This window comes from Alphaproteobacteria bacterium (genome assembly GCA_025210155.1).
GTDB lineage: Bacteria > Pseudomonadota > Alphaproteobacteria > Rs-D84 > CASDRH01 > JAOASE01.
In genome coordinates this window covers 13,102-25,858 of sequence record JAOASE010000012.1, presented here as the reverse complement: position 1 = coordinate 25,858, position 12,757 = coordinate 13,102, and the positions used below count along the sequence as shown (strand labels likewise).

The 12,757-nt window shown below is 29.9% G+C and carries 11 protein-coding genes and 1 tRNA gene; 2 read left to right on the top strand and 10 right to left on the bottom strand.

Annotated features, from left to right (window positions below; genetic code table 11):
• Positions 1–198: 198 nt before the first annotated feature.
• Positions 199–324 (bottom strand): 50S ribosomal protein L36, encoded by a 126-nt coding sequence (rpmJ, locus tag N4A44_04950; GenBank protein MCT4552987.1) that lies wholly within the window; start codon positions 322–324, stop codon positions 199–201.
• 186 nt (positions 325–510) lie between these two features.
• On the opposite strand from rpmJ, the gene N4A44_04945 reads away from it, so the two are divergent.
• Positions 511–1,491 carry a helix-turn-helix transcriptional regulator gene (locus tag N4A44_04945; GenBank protein MCT4552986.1) on the top strand — a complete coding sequence of 327 codons (981 nt, stop codon included), beginning with the start codon at positions 511–513 and terminating at the stop codon, positions 1,489–1,491.
• Positions 1,492–1,557: 66 nt separating this feature from the next.
• Here N4A44_04945 and N4A44_04940 read toward each other — a convergent pair whose 3' ends face one another.
• Positions 1,558–2,532, bottom strand: coding sequence for an FAD-dependent oxidoreductase (locus N4A44_04940; GenBank protein MCT4552985.1), 975 nt, complete (start codon positions 2,530–2,532; stop codon positions 1,558–1,560).
• A 171-nt stretch (positions 2,533–2,703) separates the two neighbouring features.
• On the opposite strand from N4A44_04940, the gene N4A44_04935 reads away from it, so the two are divergent.
• Complete coding sequence (locus N4A44_04935) at positions 2,704–3,906, top strand: iron-containing alcohol dehydrogenase (protein ID MCT4552984.1); 1,203 nt, start codon at positions 2,704–2,706, stop codon at positions 3,904–3,906.
• Positions 3,907–4,113: 207 nt separating this feature from the next.
• On the opposite strand, the gene lon is transcribed toward N4A44_04935, so the two are convergent.
• The 8 genes from lon to rph form a co-directional block, all read right to left on the bottom strand.
• Positions 4,114–6,528, bottom strand: coding sequence for an endopeptidase La (gene lon / locus N4A44_04930; protein MCT4552983.1), 2,415 nt, complete (start codon positions 6,526–6,528; stop codon positions 4,114–4,116).
• A 77-nt stretch (positions 6,529–6,605) separates the two neighbouring features.
• The gene (locus tag N4A44_04925) at positions 6,606–8,255 is read right to left on the bottom strand and encodes an LTA synthase family protein (GenBank protein MCT4552982.1); all 1,650 of its coding nucleotides are present in this window, start codon (positions 8,253–8,255) and stop codon (positions 6,606–6,608) included.
• Between the two features lie 19 nt (positions 8,256–8,274).
• Positions 8,275–8,360 (bottom strand) — tRNA-Tyr (locus tag N4A44_04920).
• Between the two features lie 55 nt (positions 8,361–8,415).
• The gene (gene miaA, locus N4A44_04915) at positions 8,416–9,327 is read right to left on the bottom strand and encodes a tRNA (adenosine(37)-N6)-dimethylallyltransferase MiaA (protein ID MCT4552981.1); all 912 of its coding nucleotides are present in this window, start codon (positions 9,325–9,327) and stop codon (positions 8,416–8,418) included.
• Positions 9,317–9,928 (bottom strand): L-threonylcarbamoyladenylate synthase, encoded by a 612-nt coding sequence (locus N4A44_04910; GenBank protein MCT4552980.1) that lies wholly within the window; start codon positions 9,926–9,928, stop codon positions 9,317–9,319. The genes miaA and N4A44_04910 overlap by 11 nt, the downstream gene beginning before the upstream one ends.
• 5 nt (positions 9,929–9,933) lie before the next feature.
• Positions 9,934–11,205, bottom strand: coding sequence for a PQQ-binding-like beta-propeller repeat protein (locus N4A44_04905; GenBank protein ID MCT4552979.1), 1,272 nt, complete (start codon positions 11,203–11,205; stop codon positions 9,934–9,936).
• A 14-nt stretch (positions 11,206–11,219) separates the two neighbouring features.
• Positions 11,220–11,948, bottom strand: a complete 729-nt coding sequence (locus N4A44_04900) for a hypothetical protein (GenBank protein MCT4552978.1) — start codon at positions 11,946–11,948, stop codon at positions 11,220–11,222.
• Between the two features lie 30 nt (positions 11,949–11,978).
• On the bottom strand, positions 11,979–12,695 hold the full coding sequence (gene rph, locus N4A44_04895; GenBank protein MCT4552977.1) for a ribonuclease PH: 717 nt from the start codon (positions 12,693–12,695) through the stop codon (positions 11,979–11,981).
• Positions 12,696–12,757: the final 62 nt, after the last annotated feature.

Here is a 12,757-nt window from a genome sequence, read left to right as displayed (position 1 = left end):
TTTTAAAAAATTTCTTTCGTTTAATAGACCTATATTATTATAATAGCAAAAAAAAGGCAAGTTAATTATTAAACGCACTACGGTTGTGAAAACAATCATATGAAATAAAAAACTCCCCAGAATTCCAGAGAGCTCCTATATCAATAATAAAACAAGTATCTTAACTCAATCTAAATCAAGTCAAAAAACAAAACCAATTTATTTTTTTCTACCTTGTTTAACTTTAATCCTAGGGTTTTTAGGGTCAATAACTATTAGTGTTTTACCTCTTTTTATTAACTTACCCTTTTTCATAAAAGATTTTAAAGATGATCTAATTTTCATAACAAACCTCATAAAATTGTTCTTTTTTCAATATGTTGGGTATATTACACATTAAAATAAGAAAGTCAACTCAATTCTTCAAATCAACTTTAGACAAAATTTTTTTTAAATAAAAACTTGACATTTATGACAAAAAAAAATATTTTATAAGAAAATAATGACTACAAAGAATAAGGAAACGAACAAATGGAAGAAATTATTTTCCCAAATAAGCTAAGAAGCGCAAGAAAAGCAAAAGGCGTTGGGATGCAAGAAATCGCAGATTTACTGGGCGTTTCTCTTTCTGCTATATCTAAAATAGAAAGAGGATATAGAAGAATCAGCCAAGAACAAATGATAAAAATCATTGAGTTTCTTAATTGTACGACAGACGATATTTTCATCTCTAAAGAAAAAGATGAAGACCAAGCCATACTAGAAGAATGGAAAAAAGAAGCTGAAAAAAGAATTTCTGCAAACGAAAACTCAGGTCTTAAAGTTTTTGGTGCTGGCCTAAGAGAATTAAGAAAAGAAAGAAAAATCAACCTAGCCGATTTTGCTAAACAAGCTCTAATGACTGTTTCTGTTTATCACAGAGTTGAAATGGGTCAAAGAGAAATATACAAAAACGAACTAGCTTCAATAGCAGGTGCTTTAGGCATGGAAATTGAAGATATGGTTACTAGAATCAAAGAAAGATCTGTTAAGGGTGAATTAAATAAACATCTTAGAAAAAATCAAGGTGAATTCAAACTTACTCATTTCAGCGATATAGCAAACAGAGGTGCTAAAAACTCTGGTAAATATAAAGTTCCTTTTTATAAAGAACATGATTCTGAAGGAAACTTAATTATAGCTAAAAATGAAAGTAACCTTATTGAATGCCCTATCTATCTAGAAAAAGACTGGCATGATACTTACGCTGTTCAAATCAGCAATGAAAAACTAGGCTCTTTAATTCCTAACGGAAGCATAATATTCGCAGATAAATCTGAAGATGTTAAAGACGGTGACCTGGCTATATTAAAAAGAAAAAGAAATGACGGTGTTACAGAAATAGTAATAATCAAAGTCGACATTTCTGATAATAAGGCTACTGGACTAACTCACAACCCTGAAGAAAAAATAATTTTCGACAACAGTGAAGTTAAAACACTAGATAAAATTAGCTTAATAAAACTAGCTTAATAAAAAATAAACCTCTCAATTGAGAGGTTTTTTATTCAAAATTTCCAATATATTATTTCAAAAAATTTAATATGCTCCTGTTGATTCCTTAACCGGTGCAACACCTTTTTTAGATAAATATTCCTGACATTCAATCGCAGCAACAGCAGCCTGACCGGCAGCAATAACTATCTGTTGAAAAGGAGAAGCTATATCACCTGCAACAAAAAAGCCTTCCACATTCGTCTCTGTAGATTGACCTTCTGTTTTAACATAACCACCTGGCTTTAAATCCACCTTACCTTCTAACGAACTTGTATTAGGAACTTTACCTATAGCAACAAAAAGACCATCAACTTCTATTTTCTCAGCATCATTTGAATCTTCATGACCAACTACTACAGCATTAACACCCATAGCATCACCTAAAACTTCTTTGATACCAGAATTTTTAATAATCTTTATATTCTTAGTTTCATAAAGCTGATCCACAAAAACTTTTTCAGCTCTGTTGAATTCCTCACCTCTGTGAATTAAATAAACTTCACTAGCAATATTAGATAAATAAAGAGCTTCTCCAACAGCAGAATTTCCACCACCTAAAACAGCAACTTTTTTACCTCTATAAAAATTACCATCACAAACTGCACAATAAGAAACACCCCTACCAGCAAAATCTAACTCACTTTGTAAGCCTGTTTTTCTTGGTGATGCACCAGTAGCAAAAATAATTGAATCAGCAACTATTTCTGTTCCATCCCTCAAAATAACTTTTTTATTATCCTCATCTGAAAGATCAAAATCAACTACTTCACCACTCAACATTCTCGATCCATACTTAACAGCTTGAGCTTCCGTATTTCCCATCAATTCAAATCCAGAAATAGCATCTTTAAATCCTGGATAATTTTCTATATCATGAGTTTCAGCAGTTTGTCCACCTCTAGAATTACCTGAAATAATTAAAGGTTCATAACCAGCTCTAGAAGTATAAATACCTGCAGTTAATCCTGCTATACCAGATCCAACAATAACAATTTCTTCACGCTTTTTAATTTCCATCGAAACCTCCTAAAATAAATTTAGAAAAATTATAGTTTAAAAACAACTTCACTTCAAGAAAATTAAAAGAAAAAGAAATAAAAATATATTTCAATCACCTGTTGAAAAACTACAAAAAATAAGGTATTATAGATACAACAATTTCTTATATTATTCAAAGGAGAGGTTACTATGACACAATATCAAGTAAACATAAAAGAAGTAAGAGAATTCAGATTTAAAAATCCTGTTTACTTCGGAATCGGAGCTATCAAAAAAATAAATGATATAGCTAAAGATTTAAAATCAAAAAAAATAAATAAGGTTCTAGTTATGACTGGAAGAAATGCATATAAAGCAACAGGCGCTTGGAAACATGTTGAAGCAGCTCTAATTGAAAATGGAATTAAGTTTGTTTCATTCAATGAAGTTACTCCAAACCCAACTGTTGACCATGTAGATATCGCAGCTAAATTAGGTAAAAAGTTTGGTGCCAAAGCAGTTATCGCAATTGGTGGTGGCTCTGCAATAGACGCTGGTAAATCAACAGCTATCTTGCTAGAAAACAAAAGAAAAAATGCAAGACAACTTTACGGATTTGAATTCACTCCAACAAAAGCCGCTCCAGTTGTAGCAATCAATCTAACTCACGGAACTGGTACAGAAGGAAATAGATTTGCCGTTGCTACTATTGAAGAAAGCGGATGGAAACCTGCATTAGCATACGACTGTATTTACCCAATGGTTTCAATCGTTGACCCTGCATTAATGACAACTCTATCAGAAAACCAAACTAAATACGTTTCTATAGACGCAGTTAATCACGTTATCGAAGCAGCAACTACTAAAATGGCATCTCCATATTCTATAACTCTTGCAAAAGAAGTTATCAGACTAGTAGCTGAACATCTTCCTACAGTAATTAAAAATCCAAAAGATTTAGAAGCTAGATATTACTTAGCATATGCTGCAACAATAGCAGGAGTTTCTTTTGACCATGGATTATTACATTATACTCATGCATTAGAACACCCTCTAAGTGGTATGCATCCAAAACTACCTCACGGATTAGGCCTAGCAATGTTAGTTCCTTCTGTAGTTAAAGAAATATACCCTGCTAAATCAGAAGTTCTAAAAGAAATTTTATCACCAATCCTAACTGGAAAAGAAAAAACTGGAAACCAAGTTGCCAAAGCTCTTGAAAACTGGATTTTCTCTGTAGGTGTTAAATCTAAATTAAAAGATGAAGGTTTCACAAAAGACGACATTAAACAATTAGTAAGTCTTGCGTTCGAAACTCCATCTCTAGGATTACTTTTAAGTATGGCTCCAACTAAAGCCACTAAAAAGACTGTTGAAAAAATCTTCACTGAGTCTATGACTAAAATGAGATAATCAATAAAACAAAGAATCAAAAAAGGAGTTAATCACAACTCCTTTTTTATTTTTAAAATACCCCTCACAAAACTGCAAGGACTTTTTATATTTTGTGCGAAGATAAGTAAATCAAATTTTAAATTTAAGGAGTTTATAAGAAATAAATGACTTAAATTTAATAATTGATGATTTGCTTAAAATTCGTGCAAAAGACGCAGTTTAATTTTAAAAAGCTACCTCCGATATCTCACCCACTGATGAAATTGGAATAATGTTCAAATCTCTTTTCACATTCTCAGGAATTTCAGCAAGATCTTTTTCATTCTCCTTAGGAATAATAACTGTCTTAATTCCACCCCTTAAAGCCGCCAACAACTTCTCTTTCAATCCACCAATAGGAAGAACTCTTCCTCTCAATGTAATCTCACCAGTCATAGCAACATCACTTTTTACTGCCTTACCAGTCAATAATGAAACTATAGCCGTAAACATAGTAATACCTGCCGAAGGACCATCCTTTGGAGTTGCCCCTTCAGGAACGTGAACATGAACATCCATCTTTTCAAACTTCTTCTCATCCAAACCAAGTGATTTAGCATTAGCCTTAACATAAGAATAAGCTGCTTGTATAGACTCCTTCATAACATCTCCAAGCTTACCTGTAAGAATGCAATTACCCTTACCTGCCATAGAAATAGCCTCTATAGAAAGCATATCTCCACCCACAGATGTCCAAGCCAAACCATTAACAACACCAATTAGATCATCGTCTTCTTTAGATTTATAAGAGAACTTCTTAACACCTAAGTATTTATCTAAATTATGCTCTGTAATTTCAACAAAAGTTGGACAGAACATATCTCCTATATTGCTTGCAACATAAGAATCCAATTCTTTAACAACTTTTCTCATAATATTATCAATCTCTCTAGCAAGATTTCTAACACCAGCCTCTCTAGTATAATATCTAATTATAGACCTTATAGCTTTATCACCCATAACAAATTCAGAATCTTTCAGTCCGTTATCTGCTAATTTTTTTGGTAATAAATGATTTTTAACAATGTTCAATTTCTCATCTTCAGTATAACCAGACAAGTTAATTATTTCCATTCTATCTCTCAAAGCATGAGGAATATCATATGAATTAGCTGTAGTAATAAACATTACATCAGATAAATCATAATCCATATCTAAATAATGATCATGGAAAGTATTATTTTGCTCAGGATCTAAAACTTCTAACAATGCAGAAGAAGGATCCCCTCTATAATCATTACCCATCTTATCAATTTCATCTAAAAGCATTAAAGGATTTCTGCTTCCTGCTCTTTTCATAGATTGAATAATTCTACCAGGCATAGCTCCTATATAAGTTCTTCTATGCCCTCTAATTTCAGATTCATCTTTAACTCCGCCAAGAGCAACTCTAGCAAAATCTCTACCTGTAGCTTCTGCAATAACCTTACCCAAAGATGTCTTACCAACACCTGGAGGACCAACAAAACAAAGTATATTTCCCTTAACCTTTCCTGTTCTATTTTGAACAGCAAGATGTTCAAGAATTCTATCTTTAATCTTATCTAAAGAATAATGTTCTCTATCAAGAATTTCCTTAGCTTCTTTCAAACTATTTTTCAAATCAGACTTCTTTTTCCAAGGTAAAGAAAAAATCCAATCCAAATAATTTCTAACAACTGTCGACTCAGCAGACATAGGAGGAATCTTTCTCAACTTATGAATTTCCTTCTTAACATTCTTTTCCAAATGCTCATCTAACTTAAGCCCAACTAAGGTTTTTTCATATTCATCAATTTCATCTTCATCAGCACCAAGCTCTTTTTGAATAGCCTTAATTTGCTCATTTAAATAAAATTCTTTTTGGTTTTTATCTATCTGACTTTTAACTCTATCTTTAATTTTAACATCAATATCTTGTAAATAAATTTCTCTTTCTAAGAACATAAGAAGCTTTTCCATTCTATCGACATTATTCTTTTGCTCTAGAATAGCTTGCTTATCTTTAATAGATAAATTCAAATGCAACATAACTGCATTTATAAACAATGAATCTTCTTTTATAGAAGAAATAGAATTTATTGAATCTTCCGTTATTTCAGGACGAGATTTAGATAATTTAGAAAAAGATCTAACAACTGAATCTATCAAGAAGTCCTTTTCTTTTTGGTCATATTCCTCAATGTCTTCAATAGGAGACACATCTGCTCTAATAAAAGGACCTTTTAAAGCACTATACTTCGTAACATTAACAATTGACTCACCTTCAACAAGAACTTTAACAGCACCATCAGGTAACTTCATAAACTGAAGTACATTAGCAACTACACCAACCCTAAATAAATCTTTAGAAAGTGGAAATACAACTGATTTATCTTTTTGAGCAACAAAAACTACTTTTGCTTTTCTTTTTATAGCTTCTTCCAAAGTAGCAATAGAATTTTCTCTAGAAATAAAAAGTGGAGAAACCACCTTTGGAAATAAAACAACATCCTTAAGAGGTACAACATAAACACCCTTTTCTAAGGATTTCATTTTAGCTTTTTCATCATTTTCAAAAACTTCATCTTCTTCATCTAAAAAATCAGTGATGTCAGTTTGAGTTTTATTCTTCTTAAACACTATCAAATACCTTTCATTTTTATACAATAATTATATAGTAGTGAAAGAGTAAAAGTCAAAGAAATAGTATGATTTTGCTAATTAGACAAATTATTTAATATAATAGGCATTACGTCCTTAGGATAAATAATTTCTGAATTAATTCTGTCCTCAACAGGCTTCGCATTTAAAATCATAAAAAAGGTTCTATTATCATCCAAAGGAATATCTAATTTATCAGAACGCCTAAAAGGATGATCTCCTATCAAAACAAAAACAGTATTTTCAAAAAACTTTTTACTTTTAATATCTACAAAAAATCTACTTAACAAGTAATCTGTACATCTAATATTTTTAAGAAAAGTATTTTTACCACTTTCAACCAATTCAATTTCCCTATCACAAACACTTGAATAAATATTCTCATCATGAGTATCTAGTGTTAAAGCAGTAATATTAAATAATTCTCCATTCTCATCAGCAGAATTAATAATATCCAATGTATGTTTAAATAAATATTCATCAGAAACTCCCCAACCGGAAGATAATAATGATTTTTTTCCATATAAATTTTCTAATTTATTTTTCCCTAAAAGATTATCAAACTTATGCCTTTTAAATAACTTACCCTTCTGAGAATAAGATAATTTAGCGCCACCCAAAAATGTTTGTTCATAACCCTTTTCATTCAAAAAATCCCCCAAACAATAAACACCATTAGAAGAATTATAACCACAAGATGATGATTTTATCCCTCTTCTAGTAGCACTTTCCTTTTGCAAATAATTTTTATAAAAAATTGAATTTTTATTGTCCAATAGAGAATTCAAAAACGGTGTTGAATTCTTATATTTCAACACAAAGTCAGTACTAAAACTTTCCAAATAAATCATGACTAAATTTTTATCGAACTTAACATCATTAAAAACTGATAAATCCACCTTCGACAAACTAAGAGCGTCATCTCTGGATTTAGAATCTAAATCTGTCGTTGATAATAACGAAGCGAAAGCTCTTGTAAAGAAAATTGAAAAAACAACAAAACAAAAAACAAGCAGAGAATTTAATTTTTTTCTATTGTTGAATTTTACCTTCTGTAAAAAGAGTTTCTTTAAAAAAGATATAACATATATTGCATAAAATAAAATCACATACAATAACCATTTATAACCTGTAAACAAACCATTTAAAATATCAATTTTACTAATCTGAATAACTTCTTTTGAATATAATTTTCCCAAAAACATATAAGATGAAACTATGGTAAAATTAAAATAAATAATTAATAAAATTAATAAAAAAGATATAATCTTAACAAAATTAAATTTCACATTAACTAACAAATACAAACATCCAGCAAGAACAAAAAAATCTATGGTAATAAAGGAATATTTGATTAAAAACAAAAACGATATCAATAAAAACAATAATAAAATATAGAATAAAAATTTATTTTTCAAAAAAAATTCTTTAAATAAATTTATCTTACCCAAACCTTTCATTCTAAAGTAAAAATCAAAACCAGATGTAAGAATTAAAAACAAAAATATAGGAAAAAATAATTTAAATTCTTCCATAAGAAAATTACTTTCAATTATATATATAAAGAATGATGATAATAGCAATCTAAAAAAAGGAATTAAACCTTCTTTAACAAAGATATTCTTAAAAGAAATAGAAGAACAAAAGTTCATAATCTCTATAAGTAAAAATATAATTAAAAACATAAAAACTTCAGGATGTAACATAATAACTCCCAAAAATAAATGGTGGAGGAAGCAGGATTCGAACCTACGTAGAGTAACCTCGTCAGATTTACAGTCTGATGCTTTTGACCGCTCAGCCATTCCTCCATCATATTAACGAATTGCTAGAATAATAATACATGCCATACAGAAAGTCAATAATTTATTTCAAAACATTTAACTTTGCATTATCGGGTAAATTTTGCACTTGTCTTTTAAACCATGTATTTTGTCTTTTAGCATATTTTTTAGTAGCTTGAATAGATCTTTCAACAGCTTCTTTCCAAGAAATTTTGCCATTAGAAAATAAGTAAAACTCTGAAACTCCAATACTTCTTGAAACCCCTTTATCTAAAATAAATCCATCCATAGAAGAAAGAGTTTTAACTTCATCCATAGCTCCAAGTTTCAACATTTGATGAAATCTATCCTTAATCCTATCATGAAGAACTTTTCTTTCTCTAAAAATAAAATTAACCTCAAATTCAACATCGTCCATAACAGATATCTTTAGCAAAGATTGATAATAAGATAAAGGCTTTCCACAAATTTCAAAAACTTCCAATGCTCTACAAACTCTATATCTATCTGCAACTTCTAATTTATCAGCTAAAATAGGATCATTCATCTTTAATTTATCAAACAATTCCTCATTTGATAATTCATCTAACCTTTTATAAACAGCCTCCCTTTTCTTACCAGGAAGCTCAGGGACTGGAGATAATCCTTCCATAAAAGCTTGTAAATAAAAACCTGTCCCTCCAACTAAAACTGGAATTTTACCTTCAGAAAAACATTTCTCACATTCTTCTTTAGCCAATTCACACCAATCAGTAACAGAAAAGTTTTTAAAAGCATCTTTCCCTGTTAAGAAGCCATACAATCTATGTTCAACAATTTTCTCATCTTCTTCAGAAGGCCTAGCATTTAAAACTCTCAAATCCTTATAAACTTGCTGACTATCAAAATTTATAATTACACCATTATTTTCCAAAGCATAAGCCATAGCTAAAGAAGACTTCCCAGAAGCTGTCGCACCACAAAAAACAACTATTTTTCTTTGCTTATTTTTCATCTAAAACAAAAGCCCCCTGTCTATATATTTTAACATTACCATCAGGTAAAACTTCAAACAGAGTAGAACTTTCACCAACCGCTTTTTCATTATCCTCTGTAAATACATAAGCTAAATTAGAATTTTTAGAAAATTTCTTTTTAACATCTTCTGATGATACACAAATATCTTCACCTGTAACATTTGCACTTGTTGAAATCAGCGGAATACCAGCCTTATCTAAAAACTCCAAAAGAATATCATAATTAGGAACTCTAATAGAAAATTTTTGATCATTGTTTAAAACCCCTGAAACAAAGTCTCTCTCACACCATCTTTGAGATTTAACAATCATTGTAAAGGGAGCTGGCCACTTATCAACATATTTATTTTCTAATTCAGAAAAATCTGCATATTTTTCAGCAACAGCCTTTGTTGAATTAAGAACAAAGAATTTACCTGGTCTTTCACCTTTTAAATCTATAAGCTTTTCAACTGCACCCTTTTCAAAAGGAGAACAAAAAAAGCCCCAAACAGTATCCGTAGGAAAAGCAACAACTCCACCATTCAGAATAACATCTACAGCTTTTTTAATTTCATTATCTAAAACAATTTTTTCCATGATAATTACCTCAGGATTTTAATTTCACCATCTTCCATAGTTAAAATAATATTCTCTCCTGAAACTATAACTTCTTGTGCAAAACCATCATCATAAAGTTTTTTAATAAATAGTTCTTCGCCACTTTTCATATCCAAAACTAATAATCTTCCATCTGAAGATGAAAACAACAATTTACCACTATTTTCAACCGGACCAAACCAAACAGCACCACCTTCTAACTTAGGCAATTTATTTTTCCAATAAACTTTCGCAGAATCTTCTCCAAAAGCAAAAATATTTCCATTTTCATCTTGAACAAAAACATAACCATATGCAACAACAGGCTTAGAAACTACTTTTAAATCCTTTTCCCAAAGAACTTTAGCATTTCTCAAATTAATAACTTTCAATGAATTAGCCATACCAGCTACAACAACCTTATCTCCATCAACAACTGGCTCACCAACTATATCTTTCAATAAATTAGCCTCTTTAACACCTCTATAATTCTTAACATTTGAAGCAAATAAAAATCTACCTCTAGATGTTAAATAATGAATTTCACCATTAGAAAATGGAACTACTATATTTTGATTTCTATCAACAACAACCTTAGCACCTTTTTCAAAAGAAGTTAAAACAGGCAAACCTTTATGTTTAAAATCTTCAGACCCACCAACTCGTCTAAAAGAATGTAAAACATTATCAGATGTCAAAACAAAAACATATTTTTTTGAAACTGCAGGTGCTGATTTCAAAACTTTCTTATCCAAAATCTTATTCCATAAAACAGAACCATCTTTCAAATTAACTGCCAAAACCCTGCCATTTGAAGAGGCTATAAAAGCCATATCATCTTCTATAGTAAATCCAACAGGAATTTCTTCTTCCATCAAATCACTTTGCTTTAATAACCTTTTATCTAAAACAAAACCATCTTCCTCTAAAGAAAAACTCTTAATAGTAAATTTAGAATCTAACGTATAAATAAGATCTTTTTTAATTATTGGAGATATAATAAAATTTTTACCAGTTCTACGAGATGATATATTTTCTATATCAAAATCGGAAACCTCTTTAAAATCAAATTCAGAATTAAACAACTTCTCATTTTCAAATTTAATCTTTTTAAGATATATATCTTTATTCTCTAAAGATGTTGAATAACACTCTTTACAAGAATCATATGAAAAAATATTTTCCCTATTACCTTCTGCAATAATTTCATCACCAGATGAACAAGCAGTTAGAAATAATAAACATAAAACCGAACTAAATTTAAAAGTCTCTCTCATAAACAATCCCCAAATTAAGATTTAGCTTCAACTAATTTTTTTAAACCATCTAATTGAGTTTTAATATCAATTGGTAATTTTTTATCTCTTTCTAAATCAGCTATAAATTTATTAGCAACATCATTATTTCCTGAATTTAAAGCAGCTGAAATAATTAAAATATAAGAATTATTTCTAAAATTAGATCTTCTATCTTTCATTAAAGGAGATAAGTTTTCAATTAAACCTTCTAAATTAACATCTCTTTCATAGGCTAAAATAGAATAATTAAAAGTAGCAAAATCTCTAACTTTATCAGTATTAGCTTCTTCTTTCATTTCTCCTAAAAGTTCCATTAATTCATCAATATTTGAATTTATAGAAAGTTCAAACAGCATAGTATATGCTATATCTTTATAATCATATTTTGCTTCATCTAAAAACTCTCTAATAATGTCTTTTGCTTCCAAAACCTTCTTTTCAGCTAGTAATGTATCTACATTTGAAACTACTGTTTGAAATACACCTGCTTCTCTCATAACACTTTTTTCATGAATATTATTATAAACTGTTTTTATAACAACAACCATTATTATAGCTGTACATATAGCCGCTACTTTAGCACCATATTTTTTTAGGAATTGTTGTAAATTATCTTGTTGAACATCTTCATTCACTTCTCTAATAAATGAATTTTCAAAACCTTCTTCTCTAATTTCTCTTGAAGTTTTTTTAACGTTTTTCTTTGTTTCTTTTTTAGCCATTGTATCTATCCTTTTTAATTTTTATTAATATTAATTAACTTTTAAAGCTTCTCTTTGTAACTCAATAAGCTCTTCTATACCTTTTTCAGCCAGCTCTGTTAACCTAAGAAATTCTTCCTTAGTAAATGGTTTTTCTTCTGCTGTACCTTGAATTTCAATAATTCTACCCTTATCATCCATAACAAAATTAGAATCTGCTTCAGCATTAGAATCTTCATCATAATCTAAATCTAAACAACAACTTCCTTTATATATTCCACATGAAACAGCTGCTAAAAAGTTAGTAACAGGAACTCTATCTAGTTTACCATCTTTAACTAATTTTTGCAAAGCCAAATACATTGCAACAAAACCACCTGTAATAGAAGCAGTTCTAGTTCCACCATCAGCTTGTATAACATCGCAATCAACTATAATTTGTCTTTCACCCAGCTCTCTAAGATTTACAACACCTCTAAGAGATCTACCAATTAATCTTTGAATTTCATAAGTTCTTCCACCTCTACCTTTAACAGCTTCTCTATCCATTCTGTCATTAGTAGATCTAGGTAACATACCATATTCTGCGGTAACCCAACCAACTCTTTGCCCTCTTAAAAAAGGTGGCACCTTTTCTTGAACAGTGGCATTACAAATAACTTTAGTATCTCCAAAAGATATCAAACAAGAGCCTTCCGCTTGCTTATTAAACCCTGTTTCTATAGATACATTTCTAAGTTCGGCCAACTTCCTTCCTGATGGTCTCATAAAAAACTCCTAACATTTCAATTGACTTAATTGCATTTTTGTTTTAATTTGATTATATAAGA